The organism is Kitasatospora sp. NPDC101157 (assembly GCF_044768255.1).
Classification (GTDB): Bacteria; Actinomycetota; Actinomycetes; order Streptomycetales; family Streptomycetaceae; genus Kitasatospora.
The window spans coordinates 1-19,094 of the sequence record NZ_JBIWPL010000023.1; the positions used below are offsets into that span (position 1 = coordinate 1).

At 71.6% G+C, this 19,094-nt stretch carries 15 protein-coding genes, 1 rRNA gene, 1 pseudogene and 1 riboswitch; of the genes and pseudogenes, 13 read left to right on the forward strand and 4 right to left on the reverse strand.

Going from position 1 to position 19,094, the window contains the following annotated elements; genetic code table 11:
* The 12 genes from rrf to ACIRVF_RS32835 all read left to right on the forward strand — a co-directional run.
* Positions 1 to 92 (forward strand): 5S ribosomal RNA (rrf, locus tag ACIRVF_RS32780); the annotation flags it as partial.
* Positions 93 to 191: 99 nt separating this feature from the next.
* A complete protein-coding gene (locus ACIRVF_RS32785; RefSeq protein ID WP_402826024.1) occupies positions 192 to 812 on the forward strand; it encodes a CDP-alcohol phosphatidyltransferase family protein in 621 nt (206 codons plus the stop codon).
* Between the two features lie 123 nt (positions 813 to 935).
* Entirely contained in the window at positions 936 to 3,431 is a 2,496-nt protein-coding gene (locus tag ACIRVF_RS32790) for a sugar phosphate nucleotidyltransferase (protein WP_402826027.1), read from the forward strand.
* Between the two features lie 190 nt (positions 3,432 to 3,621).
* Entirely contained in the window at positions 3,622 to 4,707 is a 1,086-nt protein-coding gene (locus ACIRVF_RS32795; RefSeq protein WP_402826030.1) for a DUF881 domain-containing protein, read from the forward strand.
* Entirely contained in the window at positions 4,704 to 5,036 is a 333-nt protein-coding gene (locus ACIRVF_RS32800; protein WP_030062488.1) for a small basic family protein, read from the forward strand. The genes ACIRVF_RS32795 and ACIRVF_RS32800 overlap by 4 nt, the downstream gene beginning before the upstream one ends.
* Entirely contained in the window at positions 5,020 to 6,153 is a 1,134-nt protein-coding gene (locus tag ACIRVF_RS32805; RefSeq protein WP_402826033.1) for a DUF881 domain-containing protein, read from the forward strand. Before ACIRVF_RS32800 ends, ACIRVF_RS32805 begins: the two co-directional genes overlap by 17 nt.
* 565 nt (positions 6,154 to 6,718) lie before the next feature.
* Positions 6,719 to 7,261 carry an FHA domain-containing protein gene (locus tag ACIRVF_RS32810; RefSeq protein ID WP_402826035.1) on the forward strand — a complete coding sequence of 181 codons (543 nt, stop codon included), beginning with the start codon at positions 6,719 to 6,721 and terminating at the stop codon, positions 7,259 to 7,261.
* A 182-nt stretch (positions 7,262 to 7,443) separates the two neighbouring features.
* Positions 7,444 to 8,139 carry a MerR family transcriptional regulator gene (locus tag ACIRVF_RS32815; protein WP_402826316.1) on the forward strand — a complete coding sequence of 232 codons (696 nt, stop codon included), beginning with the start codon at positions 7,444 to 7,446 and terminating at the stop codon, positions 8,137 to 8,139.
* A gap of 123 nt (positions 8,140 to 8,262) precedes the next feature.
* Positions 8,263 to 8,739 carry a bifunctional nuclease family protein gene (locus ACIRVF_RS32820; protein WP_030062493.1) on the forward strand — a complete coding sequence of 159 codons (477 nt, stop codon included), beginning with the start codon at positions 8,263 to 8,265 and terminating at the stop codon, positions 8,737 to 8,739.
* A gap of 224 nt (positions 8,740 to 8,963) precedes the next feature.
* Positions 8,964 to 9,608 carry a MerR family transcriptional regulator gene (locus ACIRVF_RS32825; protein ID WP_402826038.1) on the forward strand — a complete coding sequence of 215 codons (645 nt, stop codon included), beginning with the start codon at positions 8,964 to 8,966 and terminating at the stop codon, positions 9,606 to 9,608.
* A gap of 98 nt (positions 9,609 to 9,706) precedes the next feature.
* Positions 9,707 to 10,429 (forward strand): vancomycin high temperature exclusion protein, encoded by a 723-nt coding sequence (locus ACIRVF_RS32830; protein ID WP_402826041.1) that lies wholly within the window; start codon positions 9,707 to 9,709, stop codon positions 10,427 to 10,429.
* Positions 10,430 to 10,499: 70 nt separating this feature from the next.
* Entirely contained in the window at positions 10,500 to 11,888 is a 1,389-nt protein-coding gene (locus tag ACIRVF_RS32835) for a DNA polymerase IV (RefSeq protein ID WP_402826044.1), read from the forward strand.
* A 150-nt stretch (positions 11,889 to 12,038) separates the two neighbouring features.
* On the opposite strand, the gene ACIRVF_RS32840 is transcribed toward ACIRVF_RS32835, so the two are convergent.
* The 3 genes and pseudogenes from ACIRVF_RS32840 to ACIRVF_RS32850 form a co-directional block, all read right to left on the reverse strand.
* A complete protein-coding gene (locus ACIRVF_RS32840; protein ID WP_402826047.1) occupies positions 12,039 to 13,523 on the reverse strand; it encodes an MFS transporter in 1,485 nt (494 codons plus the stop codon).
* Positions 13,524 to 13,717: 194 nt separating this feature from the next.
* A complete protein-coding gene (locus ACIRVF_RS32845; RefSeq protein WP_402826319.1) occupies positions 13,718 to 14,419 on the reverse strand; it encodes a DUF2382 domain-containing protein in 702 nt (233 codons plus the stop codon).
* Between the two features lie 72 nt (positions 14,420 to 14,491).
* Positions 14,492 to 14,866: pseudogene (locus ACIRVF_RS32850) on the reverse strand (PRC-barrel domain-containing protein); the annotation flags it as partial.
* Between the two features lie 223 nt (positions 14,867 to 15,089).
* Positions 15,090 to 15,193: riboswitch (glycine riboswitch) on the forward strand.
* A gap of 237 nt (positions 15,194 to 15,430) precedes the next feature.
* Between ACIRVF_RS32850 and gcvP the strand changes: the two are divergent.
* A complete protein-coding gene (gene gcvP / locus ACIRVF_RS32855) occupies positions 15,431 to 18,331 on the forward strand; it encodes an aminomethyl-transferring glycine dehydrogenase (RefSeq protein WP_402826050.1) in 2,901 nt (966 codons plus the stop codon).
* Positions 18,332 to 18,581: 250 nt separating this feature from the next.
* Here the strand turns inward: gcvP and ACIRVF_RS32860 are convergent, their stop codons facing one another.
* Positions 18,582 to 18,773: a DUF5999 family protein gene (locus ACIRVF_RS32860; RefSeq protein ID WP_030288352.1), complete on the reverse strand. Its 192-nt coding sequence runs from the start codon at positions 18,771 to 18,773 to the stop codon at positions 18,582 to 18,584.
* Between the last annotated feature and the right edge of the window lie 321 nt (positions 18,774 to 19,094).

Genomic DNA, 19,094 nt, shown 5'->3' on the forward strand with positions numbered 1-19,094 from the left:
CGCCCGGTTACATTCCGAACCCGGAAGCTAAGCCTCACAGCGCCGATGGTACTGCAGGGGGGACCCTGTGGGAGAGTAGGACGCCGCCGAACAATTCTTCGAGAGAAGCCCCCGCCGGGTGAACCGGACGGGGGCTTCTCTGTTGTAGGGTCAATGTGCATTGTTGTGACACAGGACAGGAGGGCCCCCGGGTGGAGGTCCAGGAGACGCGGGTCCAGACCGATCGCGTCCTCACCATCCCCAACCTGCTGAGCATGGCCCGGCTGGTCGGCGTTCCGCTCTTTCTCTGGCTCATCCTGTGGCCCGCGTTCGGCGGACCCAAGAACGACGGCTGGGCGCTGCTGATCCTCGCGCTCAGCGGGGTCAGTGACTACCTGGACGGGAAGCTCGCCAGGCGGTGGGGGCAGATCAGTCGGGTGGGGCAGTTGCTGGACCCGCTGGCCGACCGGCTCTATGTGCTGTCCACACTGGTCGGACTGACGTGGCGTGAGTTCCTGCCCTGGTGGGTGACGGCGATTCTGCTGGCCCGCGAAGTCTTCATCGCGTCGCTGCTGCCGATGCTCAACCGGCACGGTTACGGGCCGTTGCAGACGAGCTTCCTCGGGAAGGCCGCGACCTTCAATCTGATGTACGCGTTTCCGCTTCTGCTGCTCGGCGGCATCGACAGCTGGATCGCGCGGCCGGCCGAGGTGGTGAGCTGGGCCTTCATCTGGTGGGGGACCACGCTGTACTGGTGGTCGGCGATCCTTTACGCGGTTCAGGCGCGGCAGATCATCAAGGGCGCCGCCGCGGGCTCGACGTCCACAGTCTGAGATGTGATCTGAGAGAAGTCCCACGTCGCCCGGTGCGTCGGACGAGGGCTTCCGGGTAGAGAACCCTCTGGAACGGTTTGATGGACCCATAGGTCCACCACCGCGAAGGAGGACGCACCCGTAATGAAAGCCGTAGTCATGGCAGGGGGCGAGGGCACTCGACTCCGCCCGATGACCTCCAGCATGCCGAAGCCGCTGCTTCCGGTCGCCAATATGCCGATCATGGAGCACGTGCTTCGGCTGCTGAAGCGACACGGCCTCTCCGACACCGTCGTCACCGTCCAGTTCCTGGCGTCCCTCGTCAAGAACTACTTCGGTGACGGTGAGGAACTGGGCATGCACCTCACCTATGCCCATGAAGAGACGCCACTAGGCACCGCGGGGAGTGTCAAGAATGCCGAGGACGCGCTCAAGGACGATTCCTTTCTGGTGATCTCCGGTGACGCGCTGACCGATTTCGATCTCACTGAATTGATCGAGTTTCACCGTAGTAAGAACGCACTGGTCACGGTCTGTCTCACCAGGGTGCCCAATCCCCTGGAGTTCGGTATCACAATCACGGACGAGGAAGGGCGCGTCGAGCGCTTCCTGGAGAAGCCGACCTGGGGGCAGGTGTTCTCCGACACGGTGAACACCGGTATCTACGTGATGGAGCCCGAGGTCTTCGACTACGTCGCGGCAGGTGAGTCCGTCGACTGGTCGAGCGACGTGTTCCCCCAGCTCCTGAAGGAGGGCAAGCGGGTCTACGGCTACGTCGCCGAGGGCTACTGGGAGGACGTGGGCACCCACGAGAGCTATGGCAAGGCCCAGGCGGACGTCCTGGAGGGCAAGGTCGACGTCGAGCTGGAGGGCTTTGAGATCTCGCCGGGCGTCTGGGTGGCCGAGGGCGCGGAGGTGGACCCCGAGGCGGTGCTGCGCGGGCCGCTGTACATCGGCGACTACGCCAAGGTCGAGGCCGGTGCCGAGATCCGCGAGCACACCGTGCTGGGCAGCAACGTCGTGGTCAAGCGCGGTGCGTTCCTGCACAAGGCCGTGGTGCACGACAACGTGTACGTCGGACCGCAGAGCAATCTGCGCGGCTGCGTGGTGGGCAAGAACACCGACGTGATGCGGGCCGCGCGGATCGAGGACGGCGCGGTGATCGGGGACGAGTGCCTGGTCGGCGAGGAGTCGATCATCGGGGCGAACGTCCGGGTCTACCCGTTCAAGACCATCGAGGCCGGCGCGGTGGTCAACACCTCGGTGATCTGGGAGTCGCGCGGACAGGAACACCTCTTCGGCGTCCGCGGGGTCTCCGGCGTCCTGAACGTCGAGATCACCCCGGAGCTGGCCGTCCGGCTGGCCGGCGCCTATGCCACGACGTTGAAGAAGGGCGCCACCGTCACCATTGCGCGTGACCACTCGCGTGGTGCGCGTGCGCTCAAACGGGCGATGATCTCGGCGCTGCAGACCTCGGCGATCGACGTCCGCGACCTGGAGAACGTGCCGATGCCGGTGGCCCGGCAGCACACCGCCCGAGGGAGCGCGGGCGGGATCTTCCTGCGGACCACGCCGGGGGTGCCGGACTCGCTGGACATTCTCTTCTTCGACGAGCGCGGGGCGGACCTCTCCCAGGCCGGGCAGCGCAAGCTCGACCGGGTCTACGCGCGCCAGGAGTACCGGCGGGCCTTCCCGGGCGAGATCGGGGACCTGACCTTCCCGTCCAGCGTGTTCGACTCCTACGCGGGCAACCTGCTGCGGACGGTGGACACCACCGGGGTCCGGGAGGCCGGACTGAAGGTGGTGGTGGACACCGCGCACGGCAGCGCCGGGCTCGTCCTGCCCAGCATCCTCGGCCGGCTGGGGGTGGAGGCGCTCACCGTCTCCACCGGGCTGGACGAGGCGCGGCCGACCGAGGACGCGGAGACCCGGCGGGCCGGGCTGGCCAGGCTAGGCGAGCTGGTGGCCTCCTCGCGGGCGGCCTTCGGCGTGCGGTTCGACCCGGTCGGCGAGCGGGTCGCGTTCGTGGACGAGCTCGGCCGGGTGATCGACGACGACCGGGCGCTGCTGGTGCTGCTGGACCTGGTCGCCGCCGAGCGGCGCAGCGGTCAGGTGGCCCTGCCGGTGACCACGACCCGGATCGCCGAGCAGGTCGCCGCGTACCACGGCACCCAGGTCATTTGGACCACGACGACGCCGGACGACCTCGCGAAGGCGGCCTCCGCCGAGGGCACGGTGTTCGGCGGGGACGGGCGCGGCGGCTTCGTGGTGCCCGAGTTCAGCGGGGTGCTGGACGGTGCCGCGGCCTTCGTCCGCCTGGTCGGCCTGGTGGCCCGGACCCAGCTCACGCTGAGCCAGATCGACGCGCGGATCCCGCAGGCGCACATCCGGCGCCGGGACATCGCGACGCCGTGGGCGGCGAAGGGCATGGTCATGCGCTCGGTGGTGGAGGCGGCCGGCAGTCGGCGGCTGGACACCACGGACGGCGTGCGGGTGGTCGAGGCGGACGGGCGCTGGACGCTGGTCCTGCCGGACCCGGCCGAGGCGGTCACCCACCTGTGGGCCGAGGGCCCGGACGACGAGGCGACCGAGGCTCTGCTGGACGAGTGGGCGTCGGTGGTCGAGGGCGCGGGGCGGTGACGGCCTGAGCGGACGGGTCTTCTGATCGGAGGAATCCCCGAACGGCGGGGCGTGCGGCTTGGCCCGCGCGCCCCGTTGTCCGTTTTCGCGCCATTCGGAAGGGTCCGTCACTTTCCGTTGATGTGTGCGGCGTGTGTGCAGCTCAGGGGCCGTGCGCGGGCCCCTCGGCCGTCATGGGACGATGGTCCGCATGCCAGCGACGCCGACGCCGAGTGCCCCGAACGGACGGTACAACCGCCCGGACGCCTCGATGTCCCTGCTGACCAACGTGATGGACCACAGCCTGGACGAGGGCTACGCGGAGGCGGCCGCGGCCCGGGGCGGTGAGCACGACAGCCGGATACCCCGGACCCTGCGGGGTCTGCTGACGCTGGGTGCCGGGCTGGCGCTGGTGGGGGCGGTGGTGACGGTCGGCGCGGTGAACGCGCACAAGGCGGAGCCGACGCTGGCCAAGGAGCGGGACGCGCTGATCCACCGGATCAACGACAGCAACGGCTCGGCGGACCACCTCCAGAAGGAGGTCCAGGACCTGCGGCGCAAGGTCGACGACACCCAGCAGCAGGCGCTGGCCTCCGGCGACGGCGGAGCGGCCGGTCTGACCGATCAGGTGGGGCTGGGAGAGGTCACCGGGCCCGGGGTGAAGCTGGTCCTGGAGGACGCCGCGGGCACGGGGAACGGGGGCAACGTCGATCCGCGGGCCGGGCAGGGCTTCTCCAACAGCGGCCGGCTGCGCGACCGCGACCTGCAGCTGGTGGTGAACGGGCTGTGGGGATCCGGCGCGGAAGCCGTCTCGATCAACGGGCAGCGGCTGACCGCGCTGTCGGCGGTGCGGGCCGCGGGCGAGGCGGTGCTGGTGGACAACCGGCCGCTGGTGCCGCCGTACAACATCCAGGCGATCGGGGACGGGCCGAAGCTGCTCACCGCCTTCGAGAAGGACATGGCCGGGCAGTACCTGCGGCTGCTGGAGGAGAAGTACGGCATCAAGTCGACGCTCTCCGCGCAGAAGAGCCTGACGCTCCCGGCGGCGGTGGGTGTGACGCTGCGGACCGCCCAGCCGGTCACGCCGGAGCCCACACCGACGCCCACGCCGACGCCCACGCCGACGCCGACGCCCTCGGCGACCTCGTCGGCCGGCTCCACGCCCGGGCCGGGAACCTCGGAGAACCCGGGAGCGTCCGTTTCACCATCCGCGACCAGCGGCGCACCGACCACGAAGCGGCGTCCGACCGGCGGATCCGCCAAGACCACCACAGGGACAGGAGCAGCTAGACCGTGATTGCCGTACTGGGTCTCGTGATCGGGGTGGTCGTCGGCCTCTTCGTCCAACCCGAGGTGCCCGACGCCGTCGTGCCCTACCTGCCGATCGCGGTGGTGGCGGCGCTGGACGCGGTGTTCGGCGGCGTCCGGGCGATGCTGGACGGGATCTTCAACGACAAGGTCTTCATCGTCTCGTTCCTGTCGAACGTGGTGGTCGCGGCCCTGATCGTCTTCCTGGGTGACCAGCTGGGCGTCGGCTCGCAGCTGTCCACGGGTGTGGTCGTCGTCCTCGGCATCCGCATCTTCTCCAACGCTGCCGCGATCCGGCGCCATGTCTTCCGGGCCTGAGCCGGGCCGCGAGACGGCGGCGACGGAGGAGGAGAAGACGAGGGCGGAGGCGCCGGTGGCCGAGGAGTCCGTCGTGGAGCCGGTCGTGGAGCCGGTCGAGAAGGCGCCTGCGGAGGCCGCTCCGGAGGCGCAGGAGGTGTCGGCGGCTGTGCCCGGCGAGGCCGTGGCCGAGCCGGAGCCGGAGCCGTCACCGGAGCCGGAGCCGGAGGAGTCTGACGCTAAGGCTGAGCTTGAGGGCGGGGCGGGGGAACCGGAGCCGTCCGTCCGGCTGGTGAAGGAACCGGAACCCGAGCCGGTCGAGGTTGAGGCGGCCGAGGTTGAGGCGGCCGAGGCCGAGGCGGAAGCCGTCGAACCGTCGGAGGCCGCCGAAGAGCCGCCGGCCGTGGACCGGAACGCCGGCCGGCGGCGGCTGCAGGCCGCGCTGTGGCCGCCGCGGCTGTCGCGCGGGCAGCTGGTGGTGGCGCTGCTGCTGTTCTCGCTCGGCCTGGCGCTGGCGATCCAGGTGCGCTCGACCAACGACCACCACAACCAGCTGCGCGGGGCCCGGCAGGAGGACCTGGTCCGGATCCTCGACGAACTGGACAGCCGTCAGCAGCGTCTCCAACAGGAGAAGGCGGAGCTGGAGCAGTCCCTGGGCAAGTTGGAGAACAGCTCCAACCAGGCCAAGGAGGCCCAGGAGCAGACCAGGAAGAAGATGACGGAACTGGGTGTGCTGGCCGGTACGGTCAAAGCCACAGGTCCGGGCATCGTACTCACGGTCGACGATCCCCAAGGGCTGGTGAAGGCAGATATGCTGCTGGACACCCTGCAGGAACTTCGAGCGGCGGGGGCGGAGGCGATTCAGATCAACGATGTGCGCGTGGTGGTCAACACCTACTTCACCGACCTGTCGGGTGGTGGGGTGCAGATCGACGGGAAGAAGGTCTCGCAGCCCTATCGGTTCACCGTCGTGGGGAACCCGCAGGATCTGACGCCCGCGCTGAACATCCCGGGAGGCGTCGTCCGTACTCTTGAGAGCCACCAGGCGCGGGCGACGATCACCCAGCAGCAGAAGGTGGTCGTCGACGCCCTCGTCGACCTGAAGTCGCCGCAGTACGCCAAGCCGGCTTCGAAGTGACGGGGCGCTCGACGAACGGCCCGTCAAGGGCGGGCGGCACCCGGTGCGGGGCGCCGCCGTCGCGTGGGAGAGACTGGTTCGCACCAGTACGCTCCGTAGCACCAACCGCAGCAACAACCGTCGGAGTACCACTCCAGCAGGCCCGGGCCGCGACCGGGCCCGCAGCCTGTCCGAGGTTCTCACCCTGCCCCGCGGGCGGGTCTGTCACACGCAAGGGGATTCGCCCGTGAGTTTCTTCTCGAAGTTGTTCGGCCGCAACAAGGGCCGTGACGCCGCCGCCGTCGAGGCGCCGACCGCGCGGCACCGCCGGGCGGAGGACGAGCCCGCGGTGCCGGGCATGCGTCCCGCTCCCGAGGCCGGCACGTACGCCGGACAGCAGCTGTACCGGGACGGTGCCGCCGCCCAATACGCGGGGAATCCGGCGGGCTACGGCGCGTCGGTTGACCCCTCCGGCGACCCGCGCATAGGTTTCCCGTCAGGACCCTCAACCTCTGGTGGAGGGTTTGCACCGGACCCGTACGCCGGGCACAACCCGTCGGGTGTGCCGCGCCAGGAGGCTGTGAACATGGCTGGCCCCACTCCGTGCCCCAGGTGCGGCAACCAGAATCCGGCCGCGGCCCGCTTCTGTTCCAACTGCGGCACCCCGCTGCGCGGCGGCGGGCTGCCCGAGGGGGCGGCGGAGACCACGTCGACCATCTCGATCTCGGGCCTGGAGTCCTACGACCCGTCCGCCACGACCGGCACCGGTACCACGCCGGCCCTGTCGGCCGAGGTGCTGTCGGCGATCGACGCGCTGCCGCCGGGTTCGGCGCTGCTGATCGTCCAGCGCGGCCCGAACTCGGGCAGCCGGTTCCTGCTGGACTCGGACGTCACCACGGCGGGGCGTCACCCGCAGGGTGACATCTTCCTGGACGACGTCACGGTCTCCCGGCGCCACGTGGAGTTCCGCCGCACCCCGGCCGGCTTCAGCGTCGCCGACGTGGGCAGCCTGAACGGCACGTACGTCAACCGGGAGCGGATCGACGAGGTGCCGCTGAACAACGGCGACGAGGTGCAGATCGGGAAGTACCGGCTGGTGTTCTTCGCCGGCCACAACCGGGGGTACTGAAACCAACGTCGGCGGGAGCCCGAGTGAATACGAATACCCCTTCCTCTTCTCTCGGGGCGGCCAACCCTGCGTCGTCGTCAGGTCCGCAGGCGGACCGGGGCGGGCGCGGGGTGGTCGCGGGCCCCAGGCAGCCGGTCCGGCCGGACCGGCCCGCCGGGCGGCGACGTGGCGGTGACGAACTGCTGAGCATCGGTGCGGTGCTGGCCTTCCTGCGGGACGACTTCCCCGAGGTGACCATCTCCAAGATCCGCTTCCTGGAGGCGGAGGGCCTGGTCGAGCCGCAGCGCACCCCCTCGGGGTACCGCAAGTTCAGCCCGGCCGACGTCGAGCGGCTGGCCTACGTGCTGCGGATGCAGCGGGACCACTACCTGCCGCTGCGGGTGATCCGCGAGCACCTGGACGCGATCGAGCGCGGTGAGGCCCCGCCCGCGCTGCCGTCCGCTGCCGACACCCGGCCCGGGCCGCTGGATGAGGCCGACCGCGAACTGGTGGCCTCGGCCGACGTGTCCTCCGGGGTCCGGCTGGGGCGCGCGGAGCTGCTGGCGGCGGCCGAGGCCGGCGAGCAGGAGCTGGCCGCGTGGGAGTCGTACGGGCTGATCGCGCCGGGCCCGGACGGCGGGTACGACGGGGAGGCGCTGCAGGTGGCCCGACTGATCGCCGAGCTCGGCCGGTACGGGCTGGAGCCGCGGCACCTGAGGGCCATGAAGGCGGCGGCGGACCGCGAGATCGCGCTGGTGGAGCAGGTGGTGGCGCCGCTGCGGCGGCACCGGAACCCGCAGACCCGGGCGCACGCGGAGGCCACCGCGCGGGAGCTGGCCACGCTGTCCGTGCGGCTGCACGCGGCCATGGTCCAGGCCGGTCTGCGCGCCCGCGGATAGGCGCTTGTGCCGTGGTCCGGCGGATGGCTCCGAAGCGTCTTCGGCGTGACCGGTGCACCGCGCTGACCAGCGGCGTCGGCCCTGCGCTTTCATATCCGGGGTCGGAGCCATAGGGTTGCCTGTGTGAATGAGCTCGACGTCGTGGGTGTCCGAGTGGAGATGCCTTCCAACCAGCCGATCGTGCTGCTGCGGGAGGTCGGGGGAGATCGATACCTGCCGATCTGGATCGGCCCCGGCGAGGCGACCGCGATCGCCTTCGCCCAGCAGGGCATGACTCCGGTGCGCCCGCTGACGCACGACCTGTTCAAGGACGTCCTGGAGGCGCTCGGCCAGCAGCTCACCGAGGTCCGGATCACCGACCTGCGGGAGGGCGTCTTCTACGCCGAGCTGGTCTTCGCCGGCGGGGTCGAGGTGAGTGCCCGGCCGTCCGACGCCATAGCGCTGGCCCTGCGCACCGGCACGCCGATCTACGGGAGCGAGGAGGTGCTCGCCGAGGCGGGCATCGCGATCCCGGACGAGCAGGAGGACGAGGTCGAGAAGTTCCGCGAGTTCCTCGACCAGGTGTCGCCCGAGGACTTCGGCGGTGGCGGTCCGCAGTAGCGCGGACGGTTCGGGTCAGCTCTTCAGCGTGCCGTTTTGCCAAAAACCGTCCATCTACCCACACTAGGGGCACGAAAAACCACTCTCCTGAGTGATGTGGTTTGTCTGACCCGGCGTGGCGATCGTTGACGGGTCATAGGGGACTGCCTACCGTCAGGAGTGGCTGTCCGGGTGGCCGATGCCCGCAGTCGGGTTGCCCGCAGCACGAGCGGACGGAGGTAGGCATGAGCAGCACCGGCGATGACGCGGCCGTGGGAGGCCTGTGCGCCGTGCACATGCCGCGCACCGCTCGCACCGTGTCGGACCTGCCGAGGATGGGCAGGTTCCCGGCCGTGCAACCGGGCCAGCCCGCGATCGAGCGGCTGGCCCCGACGTCCGAACTGCTCGGTTTCCGCGGCCCGACGGCCTGCGCGGCGGCCGGCATCACCTACCGCCAGTTGGACTACTGGGCCCGCACCGGACTGCTGGAGCCCAGCGTCCGGACCGCGTACCCGGCGACCAGTCAGCGGCTCTACAGCTTCCGTGACGTGCTGCTGCTCAAGATCGTGAAGCGGCTGCTCGACGCGGGCGTCTCGCTGCAGAACATCCGGGTGGCCGTCGCCCATCTGCAGTCCGGCGAGCGGGCCGACCTGACCGGGCTGACGCTGATGTGTGACGGGGCGACGGTCTACGAGTGCACCACGCCGCAGCAGGTGGTGGATCTGCTGAAGGGCGGCCAGGGGGTCTTCGGCATCGCGGTGGGAGCGGTCTGGCAGGAGCTGGAGTTGACCCTCGGTCGGCTGCACGCGGAGCGGACCGACACCGGCGAGACGCTGGTGGGCCACGATCCGGCGGACGAGCTGGCGCAGCGGCGCAACCGGGCGGTCTGACGGAGCGGTGGGGTCGACGGGGCCGTGGCCCGGGACGGGGAACCGTTCCGGGCCACGGCCTCGTCGTGTTGCTGGTGGAGCGACCGAGGGAGGGACACGTGGAGGCCGGTAGCGGGATATCGGGGTTGCTGCGGCGTCGGGCCGGGGGGCTGCGGGCGCGGCTGCGGGAGCGCGGGACGCAGCGCAGGGTCTTCCAGGTGACGACGCTGCTGTGCGCGCTGGCGCTGGCGCCGAGCGCCTGGCTGTGGTTCGCGGCGGGGGACCGGGTGGGCACGGTGGAGAGCGCGCCGTCGGCGCCGGTGGCGGTGGTCTTCGGTGCCGGGCTGGACCAGGGCAAGCCGTCGCCGTACCTGGAGCACCGGCTGGTGGCGGCGCTGGACCTGTACCGGGAGGGCAAGGTGAAGGCCGTCCTGGTGACCGGGGACAACGGGCGGGTCGAGTACGACGAGCCGGACGCGATGTACCGGTACCTGACCGAGCACGGAATCCCGGGGGACCGGGTGGTCCGGGACTACGCGGGCTTCGACACGTGGAACTCCTGCACCCGGGCGCACCGGATCTTCGGGGTGGACCGCGCGGTGCTGGTCAGCCAGGACTTCCACGTCCGGCGGGCGCTGGCCCTGTGCGAGGCGGCGGGCATCCGCTCCTACGCGGTCGGCGTGCCGGAGCTGCACGACACCACCTGGCTGTACGGCGGGCTCCGGGAGGTAGCCGGGGCGGGGAAGGCGGCCGTGAACGTCTGGCTGCGTCCGGACCCGGAGTTCCTCGGGCCCAAGGAGGACGGCATCCCGAAGGCGCTGGCGGAGGCCGCGGAGCGGTAGCGCCGGCGCCAGGCGCTGGGCGTCGGCCCGGCTCGCACGCACTGTCGGACCCGTGCGCGATGATCGGCGGGTGCGATCTCTGCCGAGCATCATCCACCTCGACATGGACGCCTTCTTCGCGGCGGTGGAGCAGGCGGCCAAGCCCAGCCTGCGCGGGAAGCCGGTCATCGTCGGCGGGCTCGGCGGGCGCGGGGTGGTCTCGACGGCCTCGTACGAGGCGCGGAAGTTCGGGGTGCACTCGGCGATGCCGATGGCGCAGGCACGCCGCCTGTGCCCGAACGCGGCCTTCCTGAGCGGGCGCTTCGAGGCGTACCGGCAGAACAGCGAGATCGTGATGGGGCTGCTGCGCGAGCTGTCGCCGCTGGTGCAGCCGCTGAGCCTGGACGAGGCCTTCGTCGACCTGGAGGCCGGTCCGTACGGGCCGGTGCTGGCGGAGGCGGACCACGAGACCGGGGAGCGGCTGGTGCTCGCCCTGGCGGAGGACCTGCGGGCGGACATCCAGCGGCTCACCGGGCTGACCGGCTCGGTCGGGGCGGCGGGCTCCAAGCTGATGGCGAAGATCGCCTCGGAGCAGGCCAAGCCGGACGGGCTGGTGCTGATCGAGCCGGGGGAGGAGCGGGCGGTGCTCGGTCCGATGCCGGTCCGGGCGCTGCCGGGGATCGGCCCGGCCACCGAGCAGGTGCTGCGGCGGGCCGGGCTGAGCACGGTGGCCGACCTGGCGGAGGCGGGGGAGGCGGAGCTGGTCCAACTGCTCGGGCGGGCGCACGGCGCCGGGATCTTCCAGATGTCTATAGGGCTGGACGAGCGGCCGGTGGTGGCCGACCAGGACGCCAAGTCGGTCTCGGTGGAGGACACCTACGAGGTGGACCTGGCCGACCGGGACCGGGTGCTGCGCGAGGTGGAGGCGCTGGCCGGCCGGTGCGTCCGGCGGCTGCGCTCGGCCGGGCGCTCGGGGCGGACGGTGGTGCTCAAGGTCCGGCGGTTCGACTTCTCGACGCTGACCCGCTCGGAGACCCTGGGCGGGCCGACCGACGACGAGGCGGTGATCACCTCGACGGCGCGGCGCCTCGCCGAGCAGGTGGACATCACCGGCGGGGTCCGGCTGCTCGGCGTGGGCGTGGCCCAGCTGGCCGACTACACCCAGGAGGATCTGTTCGCCCAGGCGCTGCGGGAGGAGGCGGCGGAGCACGCCGCCGAGGCGGCCGAGGTGGCGGAGGCCGAGGAGGAGCCGGAGGAGGCGGTGGTCCGCCGCTGGATGCCCGGGCAGGACGTCCGCCATGCCGAGTTGGGGCCGGGCTGGGTGCAGGGCAGCGGAGTCGGGCGGGTGACCGTGCGGTTCGAGACGCCGTGGAGCGGGCCGGGGCGGGTGCGGACGTTCGCGGTGGACGATCCGGCGCTGGAGCCGGCCCGGCCGCTGCCGCTGCGGCAGGTCGGGGAGCCCGGCGCCGAGGGGGAGTGAGAGGCGAGGACGCGGAACGGCCCCACCCGGTGGAAGTACCGGGTGGGGCCGCATACCGTGCCGGACTCCGGACGGTCGTGATGCCCTCGCGACCGAGCGGAGGCCGGGGCCCGCGCGTCCTGTCCCTGAGCGCGCGGGCCGGACGCCTCGTCAGGCGTCGGTCTTGGCCAGCTCGGGGCTGGAGTCCTGTCGGGCCGGGCCGCCGACGACGGCCGTGGCCGACTTGGCGGTGCGGATCAGGAAGGGGACGGCGCCGGCGATGACGCAGACGACGGCCGTGGTCCAGAACGCGTGCTTGTAGGCGTCCAGGGTGGGCAGCAGCACCGGGATCGGGAGCTTCATGACGTCGCCGGTCAGGATGGCGGTCATCACGGCGGTGCCGATGGCGCCGCCCACGGTGCGCAGCACGGAGTTCATGCCGTTGGCGATGCCGCTCTGCTCGACCGGGACGGCGCCGTTGATGAAGGCCGGCATCGCGGCGAAGGCGAGGCCGATGCCGAGGCCGAAGATGGCGGAGGCGGTGTAGATGTCGCCCTCGGCGCTGTGCCGCAGGGCCAGGTAGGCCATCGAGACCGCGCCCAGGACGCCACCGAGGACCAGCGGCAGGCGGGGGCCGCGGCGGGCGATCAGCAGGGCGCCGACCGGGGCGGCCACCATCGAGCCGATGGCGGACGGCAGCAGCATCACACCGGCGTGCAGGACGGTCGCGGTGAAGCCGTAGTGGGCGTACTTCTCCGGGGTCTGGGCGAAGTTGCTGATGACCATGAACGAGCCGTACATGCCGAAGCCGATGAGCAGACCGGCCAGGTTGGTGAAGGCCACGGCCGGGCGGGACATCATCTTCAGGTCGACCAGGGGGTGCGAGACCTTGGTCTCGATGATGCCCCAGACCAGGGCCACCACGGCGGCGACGGCGAACAGGCCGAGGGTCTTGGTGGAGGTCCAGCCCCAGTGGTTGCCCTGGCTGACGGCGACCAGCAGGGCGGAGAGCCAGGCGGCCAGGGTGACGGCACCGAGCGGGTCGGCGCCGCCCTCCTTGTCGGTCACCGGGTCGGTCGGGACGCGGAAGGCGACCAGGGCGACCGCGATCAGGCCGAAGATCAGGCCCATCCAGAAGATGGACTTGTAGTTCCAGTGCTCCAGCAGCAGGCCGGTGGCGACCAGGCCGAGGCCGGAGCCGACGCCCATCGAGGCGCTGATGGCGGCGACGCCGCCGGTGACCTTCTGCTTGGGCAGCTCGTCGCGGACGATGCTGATCGCCAGCGGCATCACGCCACCGCCGGCGCCCTGGAGGACGCGGGCGACGACCAGCCAGGTGAAGGAGTGGGTGCTGACCGCGAGGGCCGAACCGGCGACCAGACCGGCCAGTGAGATCAGCAGCATGGGCTTGCGGCCCCGGAGGTCGCCGAAGCGGCCCAGCAGGGGAGTCAGCACGGCGGCGGACAGCAGGTTGGCGGTCATCAGCCAGGTGATGTTGGAGCCGGAGACGTCCAGTTCCTTGGCCAGCGACGGCAGGATCGGAACGACCGCGGTCTGCACCACGCTGAACGACAGCATCGCCAGGATGAGGGCCGGCAGGACCCGGGCGTTGCTCTGCTTCTCGGCCGCGGTGGTGGGCTGTGGTGCCTCACTCACGGTTGCTTCCTCCCGTACATAGTGAATGAACTGAAGTAACTCTGCCGGAAGATACTTCAGAGTGTCAAATATCGAGTGGTTAAGGTTTGGCAAAGGTGAAGGTTCGTCTGCGGCGGACCGGCCGATCGCGGGCACGGCGAGGGCCCCGGACCGGGGGTCCGGGGCCCATCGGCGGGGCGCTGGGGGCAGTGCGATCAGGCCATGGGATGCAGGGCGGCGGGGCGGGCGCCGTCGGGGGCCGGGGGCATCGAGCCGTTCGTCGGGTGGGGCGCGGCGACGGCCTCGGCGGTGGTGTCGTGGACCTCGACGTTCTCGCGGCGGAGCTCGTCCCGGACCACCTCCTCCTCGGTGTACCGCTCGACCACCAGGCGGACCCGCTCGATCGGGGCGAGGTACTTGCGGACCACCGGTCGTTCCTCACGGAGGGTGACCTCTTCCACTGCCTCGTCGATCTCCTTCTCGGTGAGCGAGGCGAGCTCGGTCTCGCTGACCGGGATCCGCTCCACCCGGACCCGCTCGCGGACCACCGGGACCCGGCGCTCGACCTGCTCGCTGGTCACGTACTTGCGCAGCTTCGCGGTGCCCAGGACGTGCCACTCGGTGGTGATGTCCAGCCGCTCCTCGCGGCAGGTGATCTCCACCGGGTCGCTGGGGGCCGAGGCGGCGGCGGTGTCGGTCGTGAGGGGAGCGGCCGCGGCCTGGGGGGTCGCGGTCGGGATGGCCGCGGCCTGGGGGGTGGCGGTCGGGATGGCCGCGGCCTGGGGGGTCGCGGTCGGGATGGCCGCGGCCTGGGCGGGATGCGGCATCGGCTCGACGGGGTGGGTGGGGAAGGGTGCGGGCGTGCCGACGGTTCTCACGGGGGCCTCCGTGGCGGTGCTGGTGGCGGTGGCGGTCATCGTCGCGCCGGAGTCCGGGGAGTGGTGGGCGACCGGCTCGGCGACCGCGGCCGCGGGGACGGCCGAGGTGGTGCCGAAGTCGACGTCCGGCTGGGCGGTCGGGCCGGGCGCCCCGGCGGTCGGGCGGCCGTCCGATCCGGTGTCGAGGCCGTAGTAGCGGTAGAGCTGGAGCTCCTGGGCGGGGGACAGGTGCTGGCCGACGCCGAAGTCCGGCGAGTCCTTGACCAGCGACTTGTCGTACGGCACCCGGAGCTCGTCGCCGGAGAACTCGCTGGTGGTGAGCGGGACGAAGGCGTCCCGCCCGAAGATGCCGGTGCGGACGGCCGCCCACTCCGGCTGTCCGGTGGCGTCGTCCAGGTACACCTCGTCGACCGTGCCGATCTTGTCTCCGTTGCGGTCGACCGCCTTGTGGCCGATGAGGTCGCGGGGGTCGATTTCGGTCTGCACGCTTTCCTCCAGTGCGCTGCGCCTGCGGCACGCCCGCAGATCGGCGGCCGGGGCACCCGTCCCGTCCGCCACTTCACACCAAAAGCCATGAATCGGGCCCACGCGACCGGGGTGCGGCCGGACGGGTCGGCGCTGGGCCGTCCGGGGGACGCGCGTAGACCCGGAGTGACCCGACGCACCCGTGATCGGAAGGCCTGCCGCTGGTACCCTGGGCGGCGACCGCCGAGCCCGCTCGGGAGAGTCCCCGTCAGCGAAAACCGCTGGTCGGGGCGCCGAAGGAGCAACTCCTCCCCGGAATCTCTCAGGCATCCGTACCGTGCGGGATAGGTCACTCTGGAAAGCAGGGCAGGACCGCCGGCGCGGGAGCCGGCGATCACCACCCTCACCGACGGTGCAAGCCGACGGAGCGCCACAGCGCGACGTGCGGGCGAAGCTCTCAGGTCCCGATGACAGAGGGGGAGGCCTTTCGGGTCCGTCCGCCCAGGCCGGTCCGCTGTCCGCAGCGGCGTTGGCCGGCCGGCGTGCGCACCCCCGTTGGTCCGTGACCAGGAGGCCTCGACCACCATGAACGCCCAGCCGAACGCGGGACGCCCCAGCGGCGCCTCGACCCTCACCGAGCTTGAGCTGGCCAGCCCCTTCGAGAACCGCCACATCGGCCCCGACGCCGCCGCCCAGGAGAAGATGCTGGCGTCCGTCGGCTACGGCTCGCTGGACGAGCTCGCCGCCACGGCCGTTCCCGAGGCCATCCGTTCCATCACCGCCCTGGACCTGCCCGCCGGCCGCAGCGAGGCCCAGGTCCTCGCCGAGCTGCGCGAGCTGGCGGGCCGCAACCAGGTGCTCCAGCCGATGATCGGTCTGGGCTACTACGGCACCTTCACCCCGCCGGTGATCCTGCGCAACGTCATGGAGAACCCGGCCTGGTACACCGCCTACACCCCGTACCAGCCGGAGATCTCGCAGGGCCGCCTGGAGGCGCTGCTCAACTTCCAGACCCTGGTCTCCGACCTGACCGGCCTGCCCACCTCCGGCTCCTCGCTGCTGGACGAGGGCACCGCGGCCGCCGAGGCGATGGCGCTGGCCCGCCGCGTCACCAAGGTCAAGGGCGGCGTCTTCCTGGTCGACGCCGAGACCCTGCCGCAGACCATCGCGGTGATCAACACCCGCGCCGTGCCGACCGGTGTCGAGGTCGTCGTCGCCGACCTGTCCGAGGGCATCCCGGCCGAGATCGCCGAGCGCGGCGTCTTCGGCGTGCTGCTCCAGTACCCGGGCGCCACCGGCGTGGTCCGCGACCTCGCCCCGGTGATCGAGCAGGCGCACGGCCTGGGCGCGATCGTCGCCGTCGCCGCCGACCTGCTGGCGCTCACCCTGCTCAAGTCCCCGGGCTCGCTGGGCGCCGACATCGCCTGCGGCACCTCGCAGCGCTTCGGCGTGCCGATGGGCTTCGGCGGCCCGCACGCCGGCTACCTGTCGGTGCGCGCCGAGTACGCCCGCTCGCTGCCCGGCCGCCTGGTCGGCGTCTCCGTCGACGCCGACGGCAACCGTGCCTACCGCCTGGCGCTGCAGACCCGCGAGCAGCACATCCGCCGCGAGAAGGCCACCAGCAACATCTGCACCGCCCAGGTGCTGCTCGCCGTGATGGCCTCGATGTACGCCGTCTACCACGGCCCGGACGGCCTGGCCGACATCGCCCGCCGCACCCACCGCTACGCCGCCGCCCTCGCCGAGGGCCTGCGGGCCGGCGGCGTCGAGCTGCTGCACGGCGAGTTCTTCGACACCGTCACCGCCGTCGTCCCGAGCCGTGCCGCCGAGATCGCCGCCGCCGCCCGTGCCAACGGCATCAACGTGTACCAGGACGGCGCGGACCGGATCTCGGTCTCCACCGACGAGACCACCACCCGCGAGCACCTGGCCGGTGTCTGGGCCGCGTTCGGCGTCCCCGCCGTCGAGGTGGCCGAGGCCGCCGGGACGCTGCCGGCCGCGCTGCTGCGCGAGGACGAGTACCTGACCCACCCGGTCTTCCACAGCCACCGCTCGGAGACCGCCATGCTGCGCTACCTGCGCCGCCTGTCGGACCGGGACTACGCGCTGGACCGCGGCATGATCCCGCTGGGCTCCTGCACCATGAAGCTCAACGCCACCACCGAGATGGAGGCGGTCACCTGGCCCGAGTTCGGCCAGCTGCACCCCTTCGCGCCGGTCGACCAGGCCGCGGGCTACCTGACCCTGATCCGTCAGCTGGAGCAGCAGCTGGTCGAGGTCACCGGCTACGACGCCGTCTCGATCCAACCGAACGCGGGCTCCCAGGGCGAGCTGGCCGGCCTGCTGGCCGTCCGCGCCTACCACCACGCCAACGGCGACACCCAGCGCGACGTCTGCCTGATCCCGTCCTCGGCGCACGGCACCAACGCCGCCTCCGCGGTGATGGCCGGCATGCGCGTGGTCGTGGTGAAGACCCTGGTCGACGGCGACGTGGACGTCGAGGACCTGAAGGCCAAGATCGAGCAGCACCGCGACAACCTCTCGGTGCTGATGGTCACCTACCCGTCGACCCATGGCGTGTACGAGACCCAGATCACCGACATCTGCGCCCTGGTGCACGAGGCCGGCGGCCAGGTCTACGTGGACGGTGCCAACCTGAACGCCCTGGTCGGCCTGGCCAAGCCGGGCAAGTTCGGCGCGGACGTCTCGCACCTGAACCTGCACAAGACCTTCTGCATCCCGCACGGCGGCGGCGGCCCGGGCGTCGGCCCGGTCGCGGTGCGCGCCCACCTGGCGCCGTACCTGCCGAACCACCCGCTGCAGGAGGAGGCCGGCCCGGCCACCGGCGTCGGCCCGATCTCGGCCGCGCCGTGGGGCTCGGCGGCGATCCTGCCGATCTCCTGGGCGTACGTCCGGCTGATGGGCGGCGAGGGCCTCAAGCACGCGACCCAGGTCGCGGTGCTGAACGCCAACTACATCGCCAAGCGCCTGGCCCCGCACTTCCCGGTGCTCTACACCGGCCCGGGCGGGCTGGTCGCGCACGAGTGCATCATCGACCTGCGCCCGCTGACCAAGGAGACGGGCGTGACGGTGGACGACATCGCCAAGCGCCTGATCGACTACGGCTTCCACGCGCCGACGATGTCCTTCCCGGTGGCCGGCACGCTGATGATCGAGCCGACCGAGTCCGAGGACCTGCACGAGATCGACCGGTTCTGCGACGCGATGATCGAGATCCGCGGCGAGATCGACAAGGTCGGCTCGGGCGAGTGGGCCGCCGACGACAACCCGCTGCGCAACGCCCCGCACACCGCCGCCACGCTGGCCGGCGACTGGGCGCACGGCTACTCGCGGCAGGAGGCGGTCTTCCCGGCGGGCGTCAACCCGGCGGACAAGTACTGGCCGCCGGTGAGCCGGATCGACGGCGCGTACGGCGACCGCAACCTGGTCTGCTCCTGCCCGCCGCTGGACGAGTACGGCGTCTGATCCCGTTCGGACGGACAGGGGCCAGGCCCCGGCGGAACGTTTCCGCCGGGGCCTGGCCCTTTGTTCGTCACGCATTTCGCGTACTTCGCGTACTTCGGGCGTTTCGCGTCGAAGCGCCTCGCGTCGCGCCTCGCGCCTCGCGCGGTCGGGTCGGTGGCTGCCCCCGCCGGGCGGACCCGGGCTGGGCAGTCACGGGCTGGGCGGTCCCGGGCCGTACGGTTCCGGCCGTACGGGGTGGGACCGGGTGCGGTCAGGCCGCGTGGGCGACGGGGCGGCGCGGGGCGATCACCCGGCCGTCCGGCAACAGCTCTCCGGTGTCCTCGAACAGGACGACGCCGTTGCAGAGCAGGCTCCAGCCCTGCTCCGGGTGGCAGGCCACCGGCACGGCCGCTTCGCGGTCCTCGGACTCGGCCGTCGGGCACTCAGGACGGTGCTGGCACATACGCGTACCCTCGCTTCGCTCTGCGATCCTCCCCGTGGTGCGGTCACCGGAGGTCGAGCCGTCCGGAGCCGCCGTGGTGGTCGGATCCTGTCCGCGCGCCGACCAGGTGTGGACCGGCGCTCAAGTGGGTAGGACAGGTGGTCCTTCCACGCTGGTTCCCAGTGTCGGCATCTGCGGACGTGCGCGCAGGGATTTCGTGACATGCGCCACAACTCCCGGGCAGAGATCACCCGTTCAGGTGGCACCCAGGGGAAAAGGCGCACCGGTGGGTCAGCCGTCGGATGGCCCGGTGGGGCCATGGCGGGTGGCCCGACCGGGTGG

Excerpts from the sequence above, each read along its gene's own strand:
- ACIRVF_RS32810 (WP_402826035.1), top strand. The coding sequence starts at position 6,719 with ATGGCTGGCCCCACTCCGTGCCCCAGGTGCGGCAACCAGAATCCGGCC.
- ACIRVF_RS32860 (WP_030288352.1), bottom strand. The coding sequence starts at position 18,773 with ATGTGCCAGCACCGTCCTGAGTGCCCGACGGCCGAGTCCGAGGACCGC.
- gcvP (WP_402826050.1), top strand. The coding sequence starts at position 15,431 with ATGAACGCCCAGCCGAACGCGGGACGCCCCAGCGGCGCCTCGACCCTC.
- ACIRVF_RS32790 (WP_402826027.1), top strand. The coding sequence starts at position 936 with ATGAAAGCCGTAGTCATGGCAGGGGGCGAGGGCACTCGACTCCGCCCG.
- ACIRVF_RS32805 (WP_402826033.1), top strand. The coding sequence starts at position 5,020 with ATGTCTTCCGGGCCTGAGCCGGGCCGCGAGACGGCGGCGACGGAGGAG.
- ACIRVF_RS32795 (WP_402826030.1), top strand. The coding sequence starts at position 3,622 with ATGCCAGCGACGCCGACGCCGAGTGCCCCGAACGGACGGTACAACCGC.
- ACIRVF_RS32825 (WP_402826038.1), top strand. The coding sequence starts at position 8,964 with ATGAGCAGCACCGGCGATGACGCGGCCGTGGGAGGCCTGTGCGCCGTG.
- ACIRVF_RS32845 (WP_402826319.1), bottom strand. The coding sequence starts at position 14,419 with ATGACCGCCACCGCCACCAGCACCGCCACGGAGGCCCCCGTGAGAACC.